This window comes from Streptomyces sp. MMG1533 (genome assembly GCF_001279775.1).
Classification (GTDB): Bacteria; Actinomycetota; Actinomycetes; order Streptomycetales; family Streptomycetaceae; genus Streptomyces.
In genome coordinates this window covers 72,722-94,509 of sequence record NZ_LGDG01000215.1, presented here as the reverse complement: position 1 = coordinate 94,509, position 21,788 = coordinate 72,722, and the positions used below count along the sequence as shown (strand labels likewise).

The following is a 21,788-nucleotide window of genomic DNA, read 5'->3' as shown; positions in this document are numbered from 1 at the left end:
AACACCGACCCGAAGCCCTACGTCTGGACGAAGACCGCAGACGAGATCCTCGAACGCCTCGCCAGTTATCTGAACAGAATTCCCGACTCAGAAGACTAGGGCGTGTGTCGGAAGTGGATCAAACCGTGTCGGCGAGTTCGACGAGGTGGCGGGCCGTGCGAGCAGCTTCAACGATCTGGTGCAGGTGCGCGCCGGGCAGGTGTGCCACACGCCAGCCGCGTTCGCGTGCCTCGGCGGCAAGGTCGTCATACGGAGGGCCGAACAGCAGGTAGGAACAGGAGTGGTCGTCCCAGCCGCTGGGGACCGGGATGTGCTGCTCGTAATAGGACAGCGGCAGCGTCGGCTGCTCCCCGATGACTGTCTGCCGCACTATCGGATCGGAGAACATGGGGGCGATGTCCGCCTCGTCCCACCAGTCGGTCCAGCGTGGCAGTCGGCCGTTCACGGCCATCGGGCGGAGAAATTCCAGCAACTCGGGTGGGGCGACCGGAGTCGGTCCGGTCCTGGCCGGCAGCGCGGCGTCGACGAAGATCGAGCTGGTCACGGGATGGTCGAGGCCCGAGCGGATCGTCGGGAGGAACAAGCCTGCGCTGCTGTGTGCCACCAACGTGACGGGGCTGCCGACCGGGACCTGCTGGAGGTCGTCGCGGACCGCCTCGGCGATGCGGGGCCAAAACGGCGGAGCGCCGGCTCCTATGTGCAGCAACGATGGAACCCGCACCTGGTATCCCGCCGCTGTCAGGTGTTCGGCCACGGGGTGCCAGGTCGAGGGGCCTACGGACGGACTGTGCACGAGAACGAAGATCGGCTGCATTGGTCGATCCTGTCGCCCACGCCATCGCAGGCGCGACCTGCTTGGCTGAGAGCAGAACGCCGCTTCGACGAAGCACATGCGTCATCACCGCATGGCCGTTCACAACCATTCGTTGATCGCCGCGATGAGCACGGTGGCCTCGTAGCGGACCGAGAGTTTGTCGTATCGCGTGGCCACCGCACGGTTCCTCTTGAGGCGATTGATGCCGCACTCGACCGCGTGCCGCTCGCGATAGTCGACCTTGTCGAACTTCGGTGGCCGTCCTCCGCGAGAGCCACGTCTCTTGCGGAGGACGGCCTGGTCGGCCTTGTCCGGATAGTGCAGCGGATCCCGCGTTTACGCAGGTAGGGCGCGGTTCTGGCGGGAGGCGTACGCCTTGTCGGCTCGACCCGGTCGGGTCGGGTGCGTGGCCGGCCCGAACTCAGGCGAGCGACGCGAATCTTGTTCAGGACGGGTTCGAACTGCGGCGAGTCGCCGCACTGTCCGGCAGTGATCACGATCGACCTGGGCTTCTGGCCTTGCTCGACGGCCAGGTGGAGCTTGGTGGTCAGGCCGCCGCGCGAGCGACCGAGGCCGTGGTCGGCCGGTTCGGCGGTGACGCCGCCGGGCGGTTCGACCTGCAGGTCCCCCTTTTCCATGCCCCGGCAGCGTGCTGGTGTGCCCGGCAGACGGTGGAATCGACGTTGAGGGTGCGGAACCATATGCCGTCGATGAGCTGCCGCCTGGTCAATATCGGAGGGTGCCCCGGCTTCGTGCCCCTGGGCAGCAACGGCTCCAGCCTGGTCCATTGCGTATCCGTCAGATCTCCACGCGAGCCGCAGCGGGAACTGCCCGCGCCGCCGACCTCGCTGAAGGCCCAACTCGACGACATCGAAGGGCCGTGCGGTGCCCCTACCAGGGGGCTGCGCGGCCCGGCTGCGCTCGGCCACCGCCTGAGCCGCAGCACCGCTGAGGTGCGCGGCGCGTACGTTGCGGCAGGAGCGGGTGGTGGCGTACCGGTCGACGGCCGGCACGGTCGCCGGTTCCGCCGGGATGCGGTCGTCCGGCCGGAAGCCGGGCCGCCTGTGAGGGGACGGCCGGCTTTCAGAGCTGTCTCAGCCCAGTTCGGCCAGTCGTCGTGCGGCCGGGGCGGCGAAGGTCTCCATCCACCGCGACGTGGCGCCCAGATGCGGCGAGATGATCACCGTGTCGATGCCGAGCTTGCCGTAGGGCTCGATGTCACGGCTGAAGGTGTCCAGGTCCTCCTCGGTGGCGGCCGCTCCGGAGTACGTGAGGGTCCGGCGGACGGCGTCGTGGTCGCGGTCCGCCTCGTCGCAGTGACCGCGCAGCACGTCCAGCTTGTGCGCGACCTCCTCGGGCGAGGTGGCGAACAGGTTGCAGGCGTCGGCGTACCGGGCGACGAGCCGCAGGGTCTTCTTCTCACCGCCGCCGCCGATCATGATCTCGGGGTGCGGGCTGCTGACCGGCAGCGGGACGCACAGGGTCTCGGCGAGTTGGTAGTAGCGGCCCTCGAAGGGCCCGTTGTCGTCCGGGTCCCACATCTGCAGGCAGATCCGCAGGGTCTCCTCCAGCCGCTCGAAGCGCTCCGCGAGCGGCGGGTAGGGCACGCCCAGACCGTGGTGCTCGCGGTCGTACCAGGCCGCGCCGATGCCGAGGGTGGCCCGGCCGCCGGACAGGACGTCGAGCGTGGTGGCGATCTTGGCGAGCAGGCCGGGGTGCCGGTACGTCACCCCGGTGACCAGCGCGCCCAGTTGCACCGTGGAGGTGTGGGCGGCCAGGTAGGCCAAAGTCGTGTAGGCCTCCAGCATGGGCGCCTCGGCGCCGCCGTTGAACTCCATCTGGAAGTAGTGGTCCATGACAGACAGCCGGCTCACACCTGCCGCCTCGGCCGCGGCTCCCGCGGCGGCCAGCTCGTCACGCAGGGCGCCACCGCCCTGCGGATGGTCGAACCGGTTGATGTGCACGCCGACGTGCATGTCCGTCTCCGTTCGGTTCATTTACGGGCCGTTGCCGACCCGTCGATACGTGCGCCACGGTCAGTTACGACGTCGTGCCGCGCCGGCCCTCGCGCTGCCGTGACCACGTGGCCATGACCAACGCCGCCCCCCTGATCGACGGCGGGCCGACGAGGACGACGCAGATGCGCCCGGCCCGTCCCGCTCACCGGGGGCATACCGGCCCATCACGCCGCCCCACCTTCACTCCCGCCCGCCGGCCGGTGCTCCCAGAGCGTCTCCCCCTGGAGCTCCATGACGACGGTGCCGGAGTCGTTGGTGAGGGTGCCCCGGCTGCGGACGACGGCGGTGCCGTCGTCGCGGGGGCGGACCTCCACGATCTCCAGCGTGCCGTGCAGCACGTCCCCGGGCCGGACCGGCGCCCGCATGCGCAGGGAGTCGATCTCCCGGCCGGCGATGAGGGCGGCGCGCGAGAACACCGCGTCCACCAGGAGGCGTTGCAGGACCGCCGCGGTGTGGAAGCCGCTGGCGATGAGGCCTCCGAAGCGGCTCGTGGCCGCCGCGCCCTCGTCCGTGTGCAGGGGGAGCGGGTCGAAGCGGCGGCCGAAATCGAGGATCTCCTCCTTGGAGATCTTGGTGCTGCCCAGCTCGAACACGGTCCCGGGCCGGAGGTCCTCGGCGTAGAGCACGGCACTCACCGCCGTGCCGGCTTCGGCGGGGGCCCTGCGTCGTCGCGCCGATGACGCGGCATGTCCGGCACGGGGCCGAACCCGGCCGGGCCCTGGCTCCGGGTCAACTGGTGGATGTGTACACCGAGTCGCATGCGGGTCTCCGTTCGTCTCGTCATGGCGGTCGCTGATGACAGCCCGGTTTTCGTTCGCCGGACGGGCGGGCCGGGACATCAGTCGAGTTCCGTGACGAACCGCCAGAGCAGGCGGCCGAACGTCTCGACGTCCTCGTCCGGCCACCGGCCGAGCCGCTCCTCGAGCCCCTTGCGCTGGTGCTGCCTGACACGGCCCAGGCGGGCGTGACCGGTGTCGGTGAGTTCCAGCAACTTGGTCCTGGGCCGCGACGGATGGGCCACCCGGCGCAGCAGGCCGTCTTCTTCCAGCCGCGACAGCTGTCGGCTGACGGTGGACTTCTCCAGGCCGTACCGCTCCGCCAGCTCGGAGGCGGTCGGCTGGGGGGAGGAGCCCACGTACGACAGCATCGTGTACGCGACGAAGGACAGGTCGTCGTACATGTTGTTCGCCCGCGCTTTGGCATTGCGGGAGAACAGGATGATCGCCTCGTGGATCACGTCGAGGGGTTCGTCGCGTGCAGGCATGGCGTCATCATGGAGTTGTACGAAGCAACTGTCAAGGTTGTGTCGTACAACCCTCGCTTCGTCGGACGATTGAGCGGCGTCACCGGCGTCACCGGCGTCGTCGGTGGTGCTGGGCGTGCAGTACCGAAGTGCGGGGGCCAAGTGATCTCTCGCCATCCCTCGTCCGACACCGCGCGAGCGAAAGTTTCGGCGCGCCGCCGCCGGTGGTGACCGAGTGCCTCCGTCTGTACGGTCGTCCACGCACATCGTGTCCACTGAGTGGCGTACGCGGACGGGCCCTCGCCGGGGGCCTCAGCAAAGGAGCCTGAACAGCACATGCGTTATCGGGAACTCGGCCGCACCGGGCTGTCCGTGTCGGAGATCGGTTACGGCGCCTGGGGGCTGGGCCAGGGGGCCTGGGTCGGGACCGACGACGACTCGGGGGTGCGTGCCCTGCACCGTGCCCTGGACCTGGGCGTCAACTTCATCGACACCGCCAGGGCGTACGACCGCAGCGAGCGCGTCGTCGGCCGTGCGCTGCGGGAACTCCCGGGCGGAGGTGAGGGCGTGTACGTGGCGACCAAGGTCGGGCCGAAGGTCCCGGTCTCCCTGGCGGCCAGCGGACTCGACCCCATGGAGGCGTTCCCCGGCGTACACCTTCGCGAGAGCCTGGAGACCAGCCTGCGCGAGCTCGGCCGCGACCACGTCGACCTCCTTCAGCTGCACACCTGGGAGGACGAGTGGACCGGCCGGGGCGACTGGCTGGAGACGGTGGACGCCCTCAAGCAGGAGGGCAAGATCAGGTTCTTCGGGATCTCCGTCAAGGACCACCAGCCCGAGAACGTGCTCACGGTGCTTCGCACCGGGGTGCTGGACGCGGTCCAGGTCATCTACAACATCTTCGAGCAGGCCCCGTCCGACGCGCTGCTGCCGGCCTGCGAGGAGTACGGCGTGGGGGTGATCGGGCGGGTCGCACTCGATGAGGGAGCCTTGACGGGCTCGATTCGCGCGGGTGTCACCTTCCCCGAAGGCGACTGGCGCAACTGGTACTTCAGGGACGACCGGCCCGCCCAGGTCGAGAAGCGCGTGGACGCCCTCCTCGCCGACCTCGGGATCGGCATCGCCGAACTGCCGTCCGTCGCCCTGCGGTTCGCGCTCGCCGGGCGGGCGGTCTCCACGGTCATCGTCGGGATGCGGTCCCTGGCGAACGTGGAACGCAACGCGGCGGTCGCCGAGACACCGCAGCTGACCGCCGAGGAGCTCGCGCTGCTGGCCAGGCACCGCTGGCAGAAGAACTTCTACAGCTGAGCCGGTGGACGTGATCGGAAAGGATGCGGTCGACGGCGATACGCGTGCCGACAGCTGACACCTGCCCTCCGCCTTCTCAGGTGACGGGCATCCGTTCGACGAAGTGCTCCAGGTCTTCAGGACCGGGCCTCGGCACACCGTCGCGTACGGCGAGCAGCCAAGGCCACGCGGCCGGTGCCGATCCCTCCTGTGCTCGTCCGCAAGCTGCGCGAGCAGGACAGAGCATCCAGGTTCTCTTCCGCTACGACGCCAAGTTCCTGGCCGAAGCACGGAACCATGCCGACCGGCTGATTCCAGCGCCGTCAGATACATCCGGCGGATGCGCAGGGGCGGGCCGACGGCGACGGCCGCTGTCGCCGTTCCCAGCGGGAAGAACAGGCCGGGCAGTGGGCGTTCGACCCGCTCCAGGAGGCAGACCGCCATGGTCGGGCTGAGCCCCCGCCCCCGAGCACCTGGTCCACCCGGCCACCAGAACATGCGCGCACGTAAAGCAAATCGGCGTCAGTCGGACGGGGGGCGGCTCGCGTGAGTTCATGGCGCGAACCCGAACCGGACCAGGCGCCCGTGTGACCGGATGTGAGGTGGCGCCGGTGCGCGGGCATGGCCCGCCGCCACCCGGTCGGTGCGTGGGAGGGGGAGACCGGACGGCGGCGGGGGCGCAGGGGAGCGCGAGGTCAGTCGTCAATCGCCCGTATCGGGTCATCGGTCAGACTGGTGGCCAGCCACTGCTCAACGGCCGTGATGTGGACGGTCGCCGCAGCGGCGGCGAGCAGGGCGTCGCGTGACTGAAGCGCGCTGAGGATCTGCTCGTGGTCCTCGTGGGCGTTGTTCAGAGCATGACTGGTCTGGCTGCCGCGGACGATGCGGACACGCTGGGTGCGGGTGGAGAGCACTTGCAGCAGCATCGACAGGACGGGGTTGCCGACCGCTTCGACGATCCTGAGGTGGAAGGCGATGTCGTGGGCGACGAACTCCTCCACGGTGGCGACGGTCCGGGACCGCTCGAGGATGTTGCGCAGTTCCCGGAGGTCCTGCGGCTTGAGCAGTGCGGCGGCCAGCCCTGTCGCCTGCGGTTCGAGCAGTCGTCGTACCTGGAGCAACTGCAGAGCCGTGTGGCCCTGGGAGACGTCGGCGGCGAAGGAGAGGCTCTCCAACAGGAGATGGGGCTCCAGACTGGAGACGTACGTGCCGTCGCCCTGCCGGGTGATCAGGATTCGCATGGCCGTCAGCGCCCGGACCGCCTCGCGCAGGGAGTTCCGGGACAGGCCGAGCTGTCCGGCGAGGATCTCCTCCTTGGGGAGCCGGGAGCCGGGCGCGAGTTCACCGGCGACGATCATCGCCTTGATCTTGTCGATCGCCTCGTCCGTCAGTGCCACGAGGGTGCCTCTCTGAGTCGGGGACGCGCCGGCCGGCGACTCCGCCGGGCCTGACGCGGGCCGGCGGAGTCGCCGCCTGCGGTACGGGGTTATTCCTGCTTCTCGCCGGAGGCGAACCGGGAGATGATCAAGGCGACGATGATGATGGCTCCGTTGAGGAACTGGTTCCACAGCGGAGGTACGCCCGCCAGGGTCATGACGTTCACGACCAGCTGGAGGGTGAGGACGCCGGTGAGGGCGCCGAACACGGAGCCCTTGCCGCCGTTGAGGCTGACCCCGCCGATGACGGTCGCGGCGAAGACCTGGAAGATCCAGCCGCTGCCCTGGGTGGCGGAGATGGAGCCGTAGTGGCCGCTGTAGAGGATGCCGGCGAACGCGGCGAGGACGCTGCCGACGATGAGGACGATCCACACGATGCGGTCGACGCGGATGCCCGCGGTACGGGCCGCCTCCGCGTTGCCGCCGATCGCGTACAGCGCCCGGCCGTGCCGGAGCCAGGCCAGTGCACTGCCGCCGAGGGCGAAGAGCAGCGCGCACACCCAGATGGCGGCGGGTACGCCGAGCCAGGACGCCTTGCCCAAGTAGGTGAAGGAGGAGGGCAGCTCGACGATCGACTGGCCCTCGGAGAGGGCGACCTGGAGGCCGCGGAGCATGGTCAGGGCGCCGAGGGTGACGATGAAGCCGTTGAGGCGCAGCTTGAGGATGAGGAAGCCGTTGACGGCCCCGATCACCGCGCCGACCAGCAGACAGAGGGGGATGGCCGTCCACTCGGGAAAGAGACCGAGCCCGTTGAACCGGCCGCCACTGCTCGGCAGGACGAGCCACACGGCGATGACGGGAGCCACACCGATGGTCGACTCGAGCGACAGGTCCATCCGTCCGGCGACCAGGATGAAGGTCGTGGCGAGCACCAGCAGGCTCAGTTCGGTGGACTGCTGGGCCACACCGATGAGGTTGTCGGCGGTCAGGAAGGCCGGCGAGACGATGAACCCGATCAGGCCGAGGACGAGGATCGCCGGGACCAGGGACAGTTCACGGAAGCGCCCGAGGTCGACCCGGCGGCGCGTGGCGTCCGCGGAGGCCGGCTCAGCCTTGCTCACTGCCGGCTCGGTGAGATCTGTGGTGGCGGTCATGACTACCTTCCGTGCTCGTCTGCGCCGGTTGAGGCGGGTACGGCGGATGCGGGGGACGCGGTGGCGGGGGCCGTGTCGCCGGTGACGCCCTCGACGGCGGCGACGACGGCTTCGTCCTTCCAGCCGCGGTCGAACTCGGCGACCACCCGCCCGTGGAACATGACGACGACCCGGTCACAGACCTTCAGGTCGTCCAGTTCGTCGGAGACGATCAGCGCCGCCTTGCCGCCGTCGGCGACCTGCCGGATGCGGCCCAGGAGGAACTCCTTGGACTTGACGTCCACCCCGTTGGTGGGGCGGATGGCCACCAGGACGTGCGGATCGGTGGCCAGGGCACGGGCGACGACGACCTTCTGCTGGTTGCCGCCCGAGAGGGCGGAGACCGGGGTTTCAGCGCCCGGTGTCTTGATGTCGAGGTCCCGGATCATGCGCCCGGCGAACGCCTTGGTGCGGGCCGGCAGCACCGTGCCGAACGGACCGAGCTGGTCGGTGACGGTGAGCGTCGCGTTCTCCGCCACGCTGCGGTTGTTCACCAGTCCCTGGAGGTGGCGGTCCTCGGGGACCAGACCGACTCCGGCGGTGAGTGCGGACGGCACACTGCCGGTGCGCACGCCCCTGCCACCGACCGTGATCCGGCCGTCCTTGGCGCGGTGCAGACCGGCGATCGCCTCACCCACCTGCACATTGCCGCTGGCGGTGGCGCCGGCGAGCCCGACGACCTCGCCGGAGCGGACCGAGAGGGAGATGTCCTGGCATACGCCGGGCAGTGTCAGGCCGTCGATCGCCAGCAGTTCCGGGGCACTCGCCCGCGCGACCGGGGACCGGCCGGCGGTGGCGGTGACCGTGGAGGCCGACTCGCCGGTCATGGCCTCCACCAGCGCCTGGTGGCCGAGTTCGGCGACGGGCGCGGTGAGGATGTGGGCCGCGTCACGGTAGACCGTGACCGTGGTGCAGAGGTCGTACACCTCTTGCAGGTGGTGGGAGATGAAGAGGAAGGCGACGCCCTGGCGCTGGAGGTCGTGGAGCCTCTCGAACAGCCGGTCGATGCCGCGGGCGTCGAGTTTCGCGGTCGGCTCGTCGAGGATGATGAAGCGGGCGCCGAACGACAGGGCCCGTGCGATCTCGACGAACTGCCGCTGCTCGACGGTGAGGTCCTTGGCCCGCGTGGTCGGGTCGACGGCCACGCCGTACTCGCCGAGCAGCTCCTCGGCCCGCCGGCGCAGTTGCTTCCAGCGGATGGGCTGCACTGCCCCGGCGCTCTGCCGGTTCAGGAAGAGGTTCTCGGCGACGGTCAGGCCACCGATGATGGTGGAGCGCTGGTAGACGCAGGCTACGCGTGAGCGCCAGGCGTCGATGTCGCCGAATGCGGGCGCCGGCTCGCCGGAGAAGCGCAGGGTACCGGTGTCGGGTTGCTGGAGGCCGGTGAGGATGGACACGAGCGTCGACTTGCCGGCGCCGTTGCGTCCGACCAGGGCATGCGCCTCGCCGGGGGCGATGGTGATACGGGCGTCGCGCAGCGCGACGGTCGGGCCGAATCGTTTGCTGATGCCGGTCGCCTCGGCCACAGGGGCCAAAGTGCCGGGGCCGGTCGCCGGGGCGGTCGCGGTGTCCGCCATGGTGGATACCGTCCTTCGTGTACGGAGGCTGGAGCCGAGGGGCGCGTGCGGGTCCCCGCGCCGGCAGGGCGGGGTAGGCGTCGGGGGCGGGGGCTGTCCTCCCCCGACGCGGCGGGCAGGAACTGACGGTCATCAGCCGACGTTGTTGCCCCACAGGGTCTTGTCGTCGACGTTGTCCTTGGTGACCAGGGGGGCGGGCAGCTGGTCCTCGAGACCGTTGGCCAGCTTGATGATGGTGGAGTCGTGGTCGGTCGCACCCGGCTTGAAGGTCTTGCCCTCGGCCGCGGCCTTGGCGTAGTACAGCGCGTACTTTGCGTAGAGGTCGGCGGGCTGGGAGATCGTGGCGTCGATCTGGCCCTTGCGGATGGCGTCGAACTCCTGCGGGATGCCGTCGTTGGAGATGATGCTGATGTGGCCCTTCTGCCCGGCGGGCTTGAGCAGGCCCTTCTGCTCCAGCAGAGCCAGGGTCGGCTGGAGGAAGACACCGCCGGCCTGCATGTAGATGCCGTTGAGGTCGGGGTGCTGGGCGAGCAGGCTCTGCAGCTTGGCGGAGGCCACGTCGCCCTTCCAGTCGGTGGGCAGCTCGAAGACCTTGATGCCGGGGAACTTCTGCTTCATGCACTCGGCGAACGCCTCGGAGCGGTCGCGTCCGTTGATCGAGTCCAGAGCGCCCTGGAACTCGGCGACCTTGCCCTTGCCACCGAGCTGCTTGCCGAGGAACTCGCAGGCCTTGGTGCCGTACGCCCTGTTGTCGGCGCGGACCACCATGTAGACGTCACCCTTGTCGGGTCTGGTGTCGACGCTGACCACGGGGATCTTCTTCGACGCGAGGGCGTCGAGGGTGGAGGCGATGGCGCCGGTGTCCTGGGGCGCCATGACGACGGCCTTGGCCCCGGTGTTCTGGAACACCTGCACGTTGGCGACCAGCTTGGTGACGTCGTTCTGCGAGTTGCTGATCGGCAGCGCGTTGATGCCGTCGGACTTGACGTCCTTCTCGATGTACTGCGCGTAGGAGTTCCAGAAGTCGGAGTCGGAGCGCGGCAGGTCGATCCCGATGGCGGGCTTGTCACCGCCCGAGGCGACCGAGCCGGCGCTTTCGCGGTTGCACGCGGTGGCCAGGGCCAGTACCGCGAGGACGGCGGTGGCGGCTGCGGCGGTGGAGCGGGTGCGAGCGAGCTTCATGGCCGTGTTCTCTCCTTAGCCAGGGGCACTGGGCCGCAGGGCAACGGTGGGAAGGGCGTACCTGCCTGCGGGGGAGGGGCGAGGTCGCCGGACGGGCAGTTGCCGATCCGGCGCGAAAAATGCGCGGATCGTGCCCTGAGGGGTGGGTGTGAGGGTCAGCCGGGGACCGAGGATGCGGAGGCGACGCGACCGCGCGGATGCGAGCCGAACGGGCGCACTGAATGCTGTGAGCATTCCTCCGATGTATCTCGGACGTGAGGACGTTACGGCGAGGTTGCCGACGTTGACAAGAGTTCGCGGCCAGAGATTTGCGGGACATCACGCCGTAGAGCGTCGAGGTGCCGTTCCGGCCTCGGCGATCCCTGCTGCCACCCGCGCGACCTGCAGAGTTTCGGCCTTCGCGTGTGACGGGCGATGCGCCGCAGCAGCTCACAATTCGGCAACGGGGGCCGCCTGGGCCGGTGGGAGGAGGCGGAAGTGGGCCACAAAGGCCCTATCTCCCTCGGGGTGGCCGGAGGATGTCTCCCGGCCTCGCTCTCACCAGGGGAGATGGGCCTGCAACTCACCTTGGATTCATCGGATGGCGGGTCGCGTGTCGACCTCGTGGCCATGTGTGACCATGGGGAATCTGCCCTTGTGAGCGCTTGGCAGGCCACGCCGACGAAATACATCCGAGGAATCCATTGTCAGGCGCGATCCCCGCATCTAAGGTCACTGTGCCGCCATACACCCGATGTCTGCGAGGCGACGAACGAAGCCCGCTGACAGGTCCGGCCCGGCGCACCGCAGGCGGCCCGGCCCTACGGCCGACCACCCCTCAGACGAAACCCGCATGGCAAGGGAGCCCCCAGTGAAACTGCTACGAGTCGGCGCCCCCGGTCAGGAGCGGCCCGCTGTCCTCACCGACGACGGCCGGCTGCTGGACCTGTCCTCCGTGACCCCGGACATCGACGGGGCCTTCCTCGCCTCCGGGGGAGTGGAGCGGGCCCGCGCGGCTGTCACGGCGGGAGGGCCGGCCGAGCTCGACCAGGACGGTCTGCGGATCGGGCCACCCGTCGCCCGCCCCGGCAAGGTCATCTGTGTCGGTCTCAACTACCGCGATCACGCTGCCGAGACGGGCGCGACGATTCCCGCGCGCCCAGTGGTGTTCATGAAGGACCCGGGCACGGTCGTGGGCCCGTACGACGAGGTGCTGATTCCCCGTGGCTCTGTGAAGACCGACTGGGAGGTCGAGCTGGCGGTCGTCATCGGACGGCGGGCCCGCTACCTCGACGGCCCCGAGGCCGCGCGGGACGTGATCGCGGGCTATGCGATCAGCCATGACGTCTCGGAGCGTGAGTTCCAGCTGGAGTACTCGTCGCAGTGGGACCTGGGCAAGTCCTGCGAGACCTTCAACCCGCTCGGCCCGTGGCTGGTCACCGCCGACGAGGCCGGTGACCCGCAGAACCTCGGCCTGCACCTGAGCGTCAACGGCGTGAAGCGGCAGGACGGCCACAGCAGCGACATGATCTTCCCGGTCGACCACATCGTGTCGTACTTGAGCCAGTACATGGTCCTGGAACCGGGGGACGTGATCAACACCGGTACGCCCGCGGGCGTGGCTCTGGGTCTTCCCGGCACTCCCTTCCTGCGCCGCGGCGACACCGTCGAGCTTTCTGTCGACGGCCTCGGCAGCCAGCGCCAGACCTTCGCCCAAGCGTGAAAGGCAGCACCACCTTGACTACAACCTCCGCCCGGATCACCGCCGTCGACACCTACGACGTCCGCTTCCCCACCTCGCGGGAACTGGACGGCTCCGACGCGATGAACCCGGACCCCGACTACTCCGCCGCCTATGTCGTGCTGCGCACAGACGCCGGCGACGGGCACGAGGGCCACGGCTTCACCTTCACCATCGGACGCGGCAACGATGTCCAGGTCGCCGCCATCGGCGCCCTGCGGCCCCACCTCGTGGGCCGCTCGGTGGAAGAGCTGTGCGCCGACCCCGGCTCGGTCAACCGCGACCTGATCGGGGACAGCCAGCTGCGCTGGCTCGGCCCCGAGAAGGGCGTGATGCACATGGCCATCGGCGCCGTCGTCAACGCCGTGTGGGACCTGGCCGCCAAGCGCGCCGGACAGCCCCTGTGGCGGCTGCTCGCCCACGCCGACCCCGAGTGGCTGGTCTCCCAGGTCGACTTCCGCTACATCGCCGACGCCCTCACCCCCGGGGACGCCCTCCAACTGCTGCGCGAGGGCCGCACCGGGCTCGCGGAGCGCGAAGCCGTCCTGCTGCAGCGCGGCTACCCCGGCTACACCACCTCGCCCGGCTGGCTCGGCTACTCCGACGACAAGCTCACCCGGCTGGCCAAGCAGGCCGTCGCCGACGGCTTCACCCAGATCAAGCTCAAGGTCGGCGCCGACCTCGCCGACGACATCCGCCGCATGCGCACCGCCCGCGCCGCCGTCGGCGAGGAGATCCGCATCGCCATCGACGCCAACCAGCGGTGGAACGTGGACGAGGCGGTCGAGTGGACCAAGGCGCTCGCCGAGTTCGACCCGTACTGGATCGAGGAGCCCACCAGCCCCGACGACATCCTCGGCCACGCCGCCGTCCGCCGGGGCGTCGCCCCCGTGAAGGTCGCCACCGGCGAACACGTGCAGAACCGCATCGTCTTCAAGCAGCTCCTCCAGGCCGGCGCCATCGACGTCCTCCAGATCGACGCGGCCCGCGTCGGCGGAGTCAACGAGAACCTCGCCATCCTGCTGCTCGCCGCGAAGTTCGGGGTGCCGGTGTGCCCGCACGCCGGCGGCGTGGGCCTGTGCGAGCTGGTGCAGCACCTGTCGATGTTCGACTACCTGGCGCTGTCCGGCACGACCGAGAACCGCGTGATCGAGTACGTCGACCACCTCCACCAGCACTTCACCGCCCCCGTGGTGATCCGCGACGGGCACTACACCGCCCCGCTCGCGCCAGGTTTCTCCGCCACCATGCGGGAGGAGTCCATCGCCGGATACCGCTACCCGGACGGCATGTTCTGGGCAGCCGACCGCGCCGCTCAGGAGGAGGTGGCATGACCGGTCTGTCAGGGCTCAGGGCCGCCGTCACCGGGGGTGCGTCCGGCATCGGGCTGGCCACGGCCCGCGCACTGGCGGCCCAGGGTGCGGCAGTGGCCGTGCTCGACCTCGATCCGGGCGGCGTCAGCGAACCGCTGCTCGGTTTCAAGGCCGACGTCAGCGACGATGTCTCCGTGCGTGCCGCCGTGGATGCGGCGGCGACGCGGCTCGGCGGCATCGACATCCTCGTGAACAACGCGGGCATCGGGGCTGCGGGCACCGTCGAGGACAACACCGACGAGCAGTGGCATCGCGTCCTGGACGTCAATGTCCTCGGCATCGTCCGCACCACCCGCGCCGCCCTGCCCCACCTGCGCCGCTCCGCGCACGCGTCCGTCGTCAACACCTGCTCCATCGCGGCCACCGCGGGACTGCCGCAGCGCGCCCTCTACTCCGCCAGCAAGGGCGCCGTGCTCTCGCTCACGCTGGCGATGGCCGCCGACCACGTCCGTGAGGGCATCCGCGTCAACTGCGTCAACCCCGGTACCGCCGACACCCCGTGGGTTTCCCGGCTGCTGGACGCCGCCGACGACCCGGCGGCCGAGCGCGCCGCCCTCAACGCCCGCCAGCCGATGGGCCGCCTGGTGACCGCCGACGAGGTGGCGGCCGCGATCCTCTATCTGGCCGGTCCGGCCGCGGCGGCCGTCACCGGCACCGCGCTCGCGGTGGACGGCGGCATGCAGGGACTGCGGCTGCGCCCGGTGGACCGGTCGTGAGAACCACCACGCTGGGCGGCAGCGCCGTACCGGTCACGGAACTGGCACTGGGCTGTGCCGCCCTCGGCAACCTCTTCCACCCGGTCACCGACGAGGCCGCTCACGCCACGGTGGACGCGGCCTGGGACGCCGGCATCCGCACCTTCGACACCGCGCCCCACTACGGTCTCGGCCTGTCGGAACGACGGCTCGGCGCCGCGCTGCGCGACCGCCCCCGTGACACCTACACCCTCTCCACCAAGGTGGGCCGGCTTCTCGTGCCGCACCGGGAGGGCGGCGCCGGTGACGACCTCGCCCACGGCTTCGCCGTCCCGGCCACCCACCACAGGGTCTGGGACTTCAGCGCCGACGGAGTGCTGCGCTCGCTGGAGGCCAGCCTGGAACGCCTCGGCCTCGACCACGTCGACGTGGCCCTGCTGCACGACCCGGACGACCACGCCGAGCAGGCGTTGCGTGAGGCGTACCCGGTGCTGGAGCGGCTGCGCACCGAAGGCGTGATCGGAGCGATCGGCATCGGGATGAACCAGTCCGCGCTGCCCGCCCGGTTCGTCCGTGAGACCGACATCGACGTGGTGCTGCTGGCCGGCCGCTACACCCTCCTGGAACAGGACTCGCTCACCGAACTGCTCCCGGAGGCAGCCGCCCGCGGCCGGAGCGTGGTCATCGGAGGGGTGTTCAACTCCGGGCTGCTGACGGCCCCGAGGCCCGGCGCCACATACGACTACGCACCCGCTCCGCAGCCGGTCCTCGACCGGGCGCTGCGGCTCCTCGCGGTCTGCGAACGCCACGGCGTGCCGCTGCGTGCCGCCGCGCTGCGCTTTCCGTTCGGTCATCCGGCGGTCGCGAGCGTCCTGACCGGCGCGCGTTCCCCGCACGAGGTGCGCGACACGGTGGAACAGCTGGCCCGCCCGATTCCGGACGCCCTGTGGGACGAACTGCGCGCCGAGGGCCTGCTCGACCCGGAGATCCCTGTCCCCGCGGCCACCCCGATCGGGGAAGCCATGCCGTCGAAGGAGCGGTCATGAGGGTCGCCCTGCACACCAAGGTCCGCGCCGACCGCATCGAGGAGTACGAGGCCGCGCACCGGGAGGTGCCCGAGCAACTGACCGCCGCCATCCGCGACGCGGGGGTCCGGGAGTGGACGATCTGGCGCAGCGGCACGGACCTGTTCCATGTGCTGGAGGTCGAGGACTACCGGGCGATGATCGCCGAACTCGACAAGCTGCCCGTCAACATCGCCTGGCAGGCCCGGATGGCCGACCTGCTCGATGTCGTCCACGACTACTCCGCGCAGGGCTCGGACGCCTCGCTGCCGGTGGTGTGGGAACTGTGACCGGAGCGGAGACCGCGCCAGGCATCGTGGACGCCCACCACCATGTGTGGGACCTGTCCGTCCGCGACCAGGACTGGATCAGCGGAGACGAACTCGCCCCGCTGCGACGCGACTTCACCCTCGCCGACCTGGCACCGGAGGCCCGAGCGGCCGGTGTCACCGCCACCGTGCTGGTGCAGACGATCACCGTGCCGGAGGAGACCCCGGAGTTCCTGGCCCTGGCGGCGCGCAGCGACCTGGTCGCCGGGGTCGTCGGCTGGACCGACCTGACCGCCCCCGATGTCGCCTACACCCTCGCGGAGTTGCGCGCGGGCCCCGGAGGGGAGCACCTGGTGGGCATCCGGCACCAGGTGCAGGGCGAGCCGGATCCGCGCTGGCTCGTACGCCCCGAGGTACTGCGTGGCCTTTCCGCGGTCGCCGATGCGGGACTCGTCTACGACCTCGTGGTGAAGCCCCACCAACTGGCGGCGGCCGTCGCGGCCGCGGAGCGCCTGCCAGGCCTCACCTTCGTCCTCGACCACCTCGGCAAGCCGCCCATAGCGTCCGGCGAACTCGCCCCCTGGGCGCAGCAGATCCGGCGCCTGGCCGCCCTCCCCAACACCGTCTGCAAACTCTCCGGCATGGTCACCGAAGCCGACTGGGCCTCGTGGACCACCGCGGCCCTTGTGCCGTACGCCGACACCGTGCTCGACGCCTTCGGCCCCGGGCGGCTGATGTTCGGCTCCGACTGGCCCGTCTGCCGGCTCGCCGCCACCTACGCCGAGGTGATCGCCGTCGCACGCGCACTGACGACCGGGCTCTGCCCCGCCGAGCGCCACGATGTCTTCACCGGCACAGCCGTGCGGACCTACCACCTGCCCATCACCGCACGGCCGGCCTCGCCCCAGGAAACTCCATGCGCATAGCCCTCTTCATCACCTGCTTCAACGACACGATGTTCCCTCGCACCGGTCAGGCCGTGACCACACTGCTGGAACGCCTCGGCCACAGCGTGGAGTTCCCGCAGGGCCAGACCTGCTGCGGTCAGATGCACTTCAACACCGGCTACCGCCCCGAGACCCTGCCCATGGTCCGCCGCTTCGCCGAGGTCTTCGCGGGCTACGACGCCGTCGTCGCCCCCTCCGGGTCCTGCGCGGGCATGGTGCGAGACCACCACCGTGTAGTGGCCGCCCAGTACGGTGACGCCGCCCTCGCCGAGGCGGTCGAGCAGGTGGTGCCGACGGTGTACGAGCTGTCGGAACTGCTCGTCGACGTCCTCGGCGTCACCGATGTCGGCGCGTACTTCCCGCACCGCGTCACCTACCACCCGACCTGTCACTCGCTGCGCATGCTCCGCGTCGGCGACCGGCCGCTCAGGCTGCTGCGCGCCGTGAAGGGCATCGACCTCGTCGAACTGCCCGACGCGGAGTCCTGCTGCGGCTTCGGCGGCACCTTCGCCCTGAAGAACGCGGACGTCTCCAACGCGATGCTGGCCGACAAGATGCGTCATGTGCAGGACACCGGCGCCGAGATCCTGTGCGCGGGCGACAACTCCTGCCTCACCCACATCGGCGGCGGCCTGTCCCGGCTCCGTACCGGCGTCGGCACGATGCACCTGGCCGAGATCCTGGCCTCCATGGAAGGGGACGTACGGTGAGCGGTGCCGACAACGTCGTATGGCTGGGCACCCCGGCCTTCCCCGAGGCGGCGCGCACCGCGCTCGCCGACACCCGGCTGCGGGCGAACCTGCGCCGGGCGACCGGCACCATCCGCGACAAGCGGCTGGCCGTCGCCGCCGAACTGGAGGACTGGGAGGAACTGCGGGAGACGGCCGCCGCGGTCAAACGCCACACCCTGCGCCACCTCGACCACCATCTCCTGCGCCTCGAGAAGGCGGTGACCGCCGCGGGGGGAGTGGTTCACTGGGCGGCGGACGCCGCCGAGGCCAACCGCATCGTGACCGCCCTGGTGAAGGCCACCGGCGAGGACGAGGTCGTCAAGGTCAAGTCGATGACGACCCAGGAGATCGGCCTCAACGAGGCGCTCGCGGACGCGGGCATCCGTGCCTACGAGACCGATCTCGCGGAACTCATCGTGCAGCTGGGCGGCGACCGCCCGTCGCACATCCTCGTGCCCGCCATCCACCGGGGCCGCTCCGAGATCCGGGAGATCTTCCGCCGGGAGATGGGGGAGTGGGGCAGACCCGCCCCCGAGGACCTCACCGACGAGCCCCGCGACCTCGCCGAGGCGGCCCGGCTCCACCTGCGGGAGAAGTTCCTGCGGGCCAAGGTCGCCGTCTCCGGCGCCAACTTCGCGGCCGCCGACACCGGAACGGTGGCGGTCGTGGAGTCGGAGGGCAACGGGCGGATGTGCCTGACCCTGCCGGAGACCCTGATCACCGTCATGGGCATCGAGAAGGTCCTGCCGTCCTTCGCCGACCTGGACGTGTTCCTCCAGCTCCTGCCCCGCTCGTCGACCGGCGAGCGGATGAACCCCTACACCTCGCTGTGGACCGGTGTCACCGAGGGCGACGGACCCGGGAACTTCCACCTGGTGCTGCTCGACAACGGCCGCACCGCCACCCTCGCCGACGAGGTCGGCCGCCAGGCCCTCGCCTGCATCCGCTGCTCGGCGTGCCTGAACGTCTGCCCGGTGTACGAGCGCACGGGTGGTCATGCCTACGGTTCGGTCTACCCCGGGCCGATCGGCGCCGTCCTCACCCCGCAGCTCGTCGGCATCGAGAACGCGGCCTCGCTGCCCTTCGCCTCGACCCTGTGCGGCGCCTGTTACGACGCCTGCCCCGTGAAGATCAACATTCCCGAGGTGCTGGTCCATCTGCGCGCCGAGGCCGTGGAGGCCAAACGCCGGGGCCGGCTGCTCCCCACATCCGAGGCACTCGCCATGAAGGCCGCGGGTGCCGTCCTGAGCTCACCGCGGCGGCTGGCCGCTGTACAGCGCCTGGCCGCCGTCGGCGCCCGGCTGCTGGCCCGTGACGGCCGGATCGGTGCTATGCCCGGTCCGTTCGTCCGCTGGTCCGGCACCCGGGACACCCCGGCGCCGGCCCGTGAGTCCCTGCGCGCCTGGTGGCGCCGTACGCGACCACCCACGAGCGGAGACAGCCGTACGACGGCGGAGAGGAAGGGATGACGATGAACGGCCGCGAGACCGTCCTGAGCGCAGTCAAAGGAGCGCTGTCCGCCGTGCCGGATTCCGAGCGCCCCGGCGACGTACCTCCTTCGCAGGGTCGTGGTGCCGACCACGCCGGACCGGACGTCGTCGGGCTGTTCGCCGAGCGTGCCGCCGAGTACCGCGCCACGGTGGTCCGTGTTTCGCCGGCCGATGTCGCGGCGGCCGTAGCCCGTGCGCTGGCCCGCACCGGTGCACGGTCCCTGGTGGTGCCGCCCGGGTTTCTCGCGGACCTGGTCCCGGAGGGACCCTGGTCCCTGCTGACGGACGTCCCGCCGCTGACCGTCGGTCAACTCGACGCGGCGGACGCGGTGGTCACCACCGTCGCCACCGCCATCGCCGTCACCGGCACCGTGACCCTCGACCACGGTCCGGGCCAGGGGCGGCGGGTCCTGACCCTGCTTCCGGACCAGCACATCTGTGTGGTCCGGGCGGACCAGATCGCTCCCGACGTGCCCGAGGCACTGCGGCTGCTCGACCACTACCGCCCGCTGACGCTGATCTCCGGCCCCTCGGCCACCAGCGACATCGAACTGGACCGTGTCGAGGGCGTGCACGGGCCCAGGACTCTCGACATCGTCGTCGTGGAGGACGCGTAGCCGACGGCGCCGGACCGCACCCTTCGCAGCGTGGCCGGGTGGCCGCGCTGCGAAGCCGTGCCCTTTTCCAGCCGTGAACAGCGCGATAGACATCCCATGTATTTTGCACTCGAATTCTGATGTCGGGGTCGTGAACGGGGAAGTTCTGAATTTCCTGTCCTTGCTCTGGACAGCAGGTGTGGCTGCGTCTGTTAATACATCCGATGACAGCGAGGCTGGTCGAGTCCCGGCGGACACGAGCCGCCGTACTCCGCCGTGTGTGCGGCGTCACGGACAAGCAGTTGCCGACATGCACTTGCCGACCCCTGTGTCCTTCACCCCCCAGGAGCCGCACGATGTCCTTCGCCCCCCTCAGCAGGCGCTCCCTCATCAAGGCCGCAGCCCTCGCCGGCGGTACCGTGGCGTTCGGTCTGCCGCAGGCCCTGTGGCCCGCCACGGCCGAGGCCTACGCCGTCGACTCGAAGCTGGACTGGTGGTACCAGGCCCGGTTCGGGATGTTCATCCACTTCGGGTCCTACTCCTACTACGGCAAGGGTGAGTGGGAGTTCAGCCAGAACCACTGGTCCAAGGCCGACTGGCAGAACAACGTGAGCAAGCAGTTCAACCCGTCTACCTTCAACGCCGCCCAGATCGCCGAACTGGCCAAGAACGCCGGCATGAAGTACGTCGTGATCACCTCCAAGCACCACGAGGGCTACGCGATGTGGGACTCCAACGTCGCGGGCTTCACCGACACCAGCGGCACCAAGCAGTACAACCTGCACGACTACAGCGGCTTCCAGCCCGACCTGCTGGCCCAGTTGAAGACCGAGTGCACGAACCGGGGCGTCAAGTTCGGGCTCTACTACTCGATCATGGACTGGAACCACCCCTCGCAGACCTGTGATCCCGAGCACTGGACCTCGACCATCTCCGCGGCGGCCCGCACCGGCTACATCAACGACATGAAGGGTCAGTTGCAGGAACTGCTGGACCGCTACGACCCGGCCGTCCTGTGGTTCGACGGCGACTGGTGCGACTGGTGGACCAAGTCCGACGGCGAGGACCTGTACGCCTGGCTGATGGCGCGCAAGCCCGGCCTCGTCGTCAACGAACGTGTCAAGCGCGACCAGGGTCTTGGCGACTTCGCCTGTCCGGAGCAGACGGTTCCCGACGCGCCGATGGACCGGCCGTGGGAGACCTGCGCCACCATGAACGGCAACTGGGGCTACACCGACTGGGCGGAGAACCTCTACCGACCCGTCAAGGACATCATCCGGGAGATGGTCACCGTCATCTCCCGGGACGGCAACTACCTGCTCAACATCGGCCCCAAGGGCGACGGCTCCATGACCGCCGGATCCGTGACCATTCTGAACGGCCTGGCCTCGTGGATGGCCACCCACAGCGACAGTATCCACGGCACCAGCGGCAGCCCCTTCGCCACCGAGCCGTCCTGGGGCAAGATCACCAAGAAGAACGGCAAGCTCTTCGCCCATGTCTTCAACTGGCCCACGGGCGGCACCCTGCAGATTCCGGCGGTGTACAACACGATCAACCGCGTCTACCTGATGAACAACCCCGGCACCAACCTCAACTACTCGGTCAGCGGCGGGCAGATCAACGTCAGCGTGCCGGCCACGGCGCCCAACGCGAACGACTCCGTGGTCTGTGTGGAGGTCAACGGCATGCCGGCCGTCCTGGCAGGCGGTGTCTACCGGCTGGTCTGCGCCCAGAGCGGCAAGGCCCTCGACAACGGCAACACCGGCAGCGACGGCACCCCGATCATCCAGTGGAGCGTCAACGGCGGCACACCACAGCAGTGGACGGTCACCGACCTGGGCCACGGCTACTACAAGCTGGTCTGCGTCCGCAGCGGCAAGGCCCTCGACGACAACAACAGCACTTCCGACAGCGCGGTGATGGTGCAGCGGACCGACAACGGCAGTCGTCAGCAGCAGTGGGCCGTCACCGCGCTGGGCGGCGGCGCGTTCCGGCTCATCAACCGGCACAGCGGAAAGGCGCTGGACAACTCCAACAACGGCGCGGACTGGACCCAGATGATCCAGTGGACCCCCAACGGCGGCGCCCCGCAGCAGTGGAACATGACCAAGGTCGGCTGAGCGGCCCCGGGGTGGCGCGCCCTGCGCCCGCCACCCCGGAGCCGCAGTGACCTGTGCAAGATGGCCGTGCTCCCGTCCAAGGGCTCTTGG

Annotated in this window: 19 protein-coding genes and 1 pseudogene; 11 read left to right on the top strand and 9 right to left on the bottom strand. The window is 69.8% G+C overall.

Features of this window, described 5'->3' with window-relative positions; all coding sequences use genetic code 11:
• Positions 1–118: 118 nt before the first annotated feature.
• From ADK57_RS23065 to ADK57_RS23050, 5 genes and pseudogenes are all read right to left on the bottom strand, one after another.
• Complete coding sequence (locus ADK57_RS23065) at positions 119–814, bottom strand: alpha/beta fold hydrolase (RefSeq protein ID WP_053751419.1); 696 nt, start codon at positions 812–814, stop codon at positions 119–121.
• A 99-nt stretch (positions 815–913) separates the two neighbouring features.
• A pseudogene (locus ADK57_RS52535) lies at positions 914–1,685 on the bottom strand (IS5 family transposase).
• 223 nt (positions 1,686–1,908) lie between these two features.
• Positions 1,909–2,790, bottom strand: coding sequence for an LLM class F420-dependent oxidoreductase (locus ADK57_RS23060; protein ID WP_053751418.1), 882 nt, complete (start codon positions 2,788–2,790; stop codon positions 1,909–1,911).
• A 206-nt stretch (positions 2,791–2,996) separates the two neighbouring features.
• The gene (locus tag ADK57_RS23055; protein ID WP_159050130.1) at positions 2,997–3,467 is read right to left on the bottom strand and encodes a MaoC/PaaZ C-terminal domain-containing protein; all 471 of its coding nucleotides are present in this window, start codon (positions 3,465–3,467) and stop codon (positions 2,997–2,999) included.
• A gap of 203 nt (positions 3,468–3,670) precedes the next feature.
• Entirely contained in the window at positions 3,671–4,096 is a 426-nt protein-coding gene (locus ADK57_RS23050) for a MarR family winged helix-turn-helix transcriptional regulator (protein WP_053751416.1), read from the bottom strand.
• Between the two features lie 315 nt (positions 4,097–4,411).
• On the opposite strand from ADK57_RS23050, the gene ADK57_RS23045 reads away from it, so the two are divergent.
• Positions 4,412–5,383, top strand: coding sequence for an aldo/keto reductase (locus tag ADK57_RS23045; RefSeq protein ID WP_053751415.1), 972 nt, complete (start codon positions 4,412–4,414; stop codon positions 5,381–5,383).
• Between the two features lie 674 nt (positions 5,384–6,057).
• Here ADK57_RS23045 and ADK57_RS23040 read toward each other — a convergent pair.
• From ADK57_RS23040 to ADK57_RS23025, 4 genes are all read right to left on the bottom strand, one after another.
• A complete protein-coding gene (locus ADK57_RS23040) occupies positions 6,058–6,759 on the bottom strand; it encodes a FadR/GntR family transcriptional regulator (protein ID WP_053751414.1) in 702 nt (233 codons plus the stop codon).
• 89 nt (positions 6,760–6,848) lie between these two features.
• A complete protein-coding gene (locus ADK57_RS23035) occupies positions 6,849–7,892 on the bottom strand; it encodes an ABC transporter permease (RefSeq protein ID WP_053751413.1) in 1,044 nt (347 codons plus the stop codon).
• Positions 7,893–7,894: 2 nt separating this feature from the next.
• Positions 7,895–9,508, bottom strand: coding sequence for a sugar ABC transporter ATP-binding protein (locus ADK57_RS23030; protein ID WP_053751412.1), 1,614 nt, complete (start codon positions 9,506–9,508; stop codon positions 7,895–7,897).
• Positions 9,509–9,640: 132 nt separating this feature from the next.
• Entirely contained in the window at positions 9,641–10,690 is a 1,050-nt protein-coding gene (locus ADK57_RS23025; RefSeq protein ID WP_053751411.1) for a sugar ABC transporter substrate-binding protein, read from the bottom strand.
• A gap of 850 nt (positions 10,691–11,540) precedes the next feature.
• Between ADK57_RS23025 and ADK57_RS23020 the strand changes: the two genes are divergently transcribed.
• The 10 genes from ADK57_RS23020 (at position 11,541) to ADK57_RS22975 (ending at position 21,698) form a co-directional block, all read left to right on the top strand.
• Positions 11,541–12,392 (top strand): fumarylacetoacetate hydrolase family protein, encoded by an 852-nt coding sequence (locus tag ADK57_RS23020; RefSeq protein ID WP_053751410.1) that lies wholly within the window; start codon positions 11,541–11,543, stop codon positions 12,390–12,392.
• A 14-nt stretch (positions 12,393–12,406) separates the two neighbouring features.
• On the top strand, positions 12,407–13,744 hold the full coding sequence (locus ADK57_RS23015; protein ID WP_053751409.1) for an L-fuconate dehydratase: 1,338 nt from the start codon (positions 12,407–12,409) through the stop codon (positions 13,742–13,744).
• A complete protein-coding gene (locus ADK57_RS23010) occupies positions 13,741–14,499 on the top strand; it encodes an SDR family NAD(P)-dependent oxidoreductase (RefSeq protein ID WP_053751408.1) in 759 nt (252 codons plus the stop codon). Before ADK57_RS23015 ends, ADK57_RS23010 begins: the two co-directional genes overlap by 4 nt.
• Positions 14,496–15,524: an aldo/keto reductase gene (locus tag ADK57_RS23005; protein ID WP_053751407.1), complete on the top strand. Its 1,029-nt coding sequence runs from the start codon at positions 14,496–14,498 to the stop codon at positions 15,522–15,524. Before ADK57_RS23010 ends, ADK57_RS23005 begins: the two co-directional genes overlap by 4 nt.
• Positions 15,521–15,832 carry an L-rhamnose mutarotase gene (locus ADK57_RS23000; protein ID WP_053751406.1) on the top strand — a complete coding sequence of 104 codons (312 nt, stop codon included), beginning with the start codon at positions 15,521–15,523 and terminating at the stop codon, positions 15,830–15,832. Before ADK57_RS23005 ends, ADK57_RS23000 begins: the two co-directional genes overlap by 4 nt.
• Positions 15,829–16,737, top strand: coding sequence for an amidohydrolase family protein (locus ADK57_RS22995; RefSeq protein ID WP_053751405.1), 909 nt, complete (start codon positions 15,829–15,831; stop codon positions 16,735–16,737). Before ADK57_RS23000 ends, ADK57_RS22995 begins: the two co-directional genes overlap by 4 nt.
• Entirely contained in the window at positions 16,728–17,468 is a 741-nt protein-coding gene (locus ADK57_RS22990) for a (Fe-S)-binding protein (protein WP_053751404.1), read from the top strand. The genes ADK57_RS22995 and ADK57_RS22990 overlap by 10 nt, the downstream gene beginning before the upstream one ends.
• Entirely contained in the window at positions 17,465–18,958 is a 1,494-nt protein-coding gene (locus ADK57_RS22985; RefSeq protein ID WP_053751403.1) for a LutB/LldF family L-lactate oxidation iron-sulfur protein, read from the top strand. Before ADK57_RS22990 ends, ADK57_RS22985 begins: the two co-directional genes overlap by 4 nt.
• Positions 18,955–19,596, top strand: a complete 642-nt coding sequence (locus tag ADK57_RS22980; protein WP_420711882.1) for a LutC/YkgG family protein — start codon at positions 18,955–18,957, stop codon at positions 19,594–19,596. Before ADK57_RS22985 ends, ADK57_RS22980 begins: the two co-directional genes overlap by 4 nt.
• Before the next feature lie 335 nt (positions 19,597–19,931).
• Entirely contained in the window at positions 19,932–21,698 is a 1,767-nt protein-coding gene (locus tag ADK57_RS22975; RefSeq protein WP_053751401.1) for an alpha-L-fucosidase, read from the top strand.
• Positions 21,699–21,788: the final 90 nt, after the last annotated feature.

What these genes read in the sequence shown, in the direction of transcription:
- ADK57_RS22980 (WP_420711882.1), top strand. Translation starts at nt 18,955, where the DNA reads ATGACGATGAACGGCCGCGAGACCGTCCTGAGCGCAGTCAAAGGAGCG.
- ADK57_RS23050 (WP_053751416.1), bottom strand. Translation starts at nt 4,096, where the DNA reads ATGCCTGCACGCGACGAACCCCTCGACGTGATCCACGAGGCGATCATC.
- ADK57_RS22990 (WP_053751404.1), top strand. Translation starts at nt 16,728, where the DNA reads ATGCGCATAGCCCTCTTCATCACCTGCTTCAACGACACGATGTTCCCT.
- ADK57_RS22975 (WP_053751401.1), top strand. Translation starts at nt 19,932, where the DNA reads ATGTCCTTCGCCCCCCTCAGCAGGCGCTCCCTCATCAAGGCCGCAGCC.
- ADK57_RS23045 (WP_053751415.1), top strand. Translation starts at nt 4,412, where the DNA reads ATGCGTTATCGGGAACTCGGCCGCACCGGGCTGTCCGTGTCGGAGATC.
- ADK57_RS23010 (WP_053751408.1), top strand. Translation starts at nt 13,741, where the DNA reads ATGACCGGTCTGTCAGGGCTCAGGGCCGCCGTCACCGGGGGTGCGTCC.
- ADK57_RS23025 (WP_053751411.1), bottom strand. Translation starts at nt 10,690, where the DNA reads ATGAAGCTCGCTCGCACCCGCTCCACCGCCGCAGCCGCCACCGCCGTC.
- ADK57_RS23030 (WP_053751412.1), bottom strand. Translation starts at nt 9,508, where the DNA reads ATGGCGGACACCGCGACCGCCCCGGCGACCGGCCCCGGCACTTTGGCC.
- ADK57_RS23000 (WP_053751406.1), top strand. Translation starts at nt 15,521, where the DNA reads ATGAGGGTCGCCCTGCACACCAAGGTCCGCGCCGACCGCATCGAGGAG.
- ADK57_RS23035 (WP_053751413.1), bottom strand. Translation starts at nt 7,892, where the DNA reads ATGACCGCCACCACAGATCTCACCGAGCCGGCAGTGAGCAAGGCTGAG.
- ADK57_RS23060 (WP_053751418.1), bottom strand. Translation starts at nt 2,790, where the DNA reads ATGCACGTCGGCGTGCACATCAACCGGTTCGACCATCCGCAGGGCGGT.
- ADK57_RS23065 (WP_053751419.1), bottom strand. Translation starts at nt 814, where the DNA reads ATGCAGCCGATCTTCGTTCTCGTGCACAGTCCGTCCGTAGGCCCCTCG.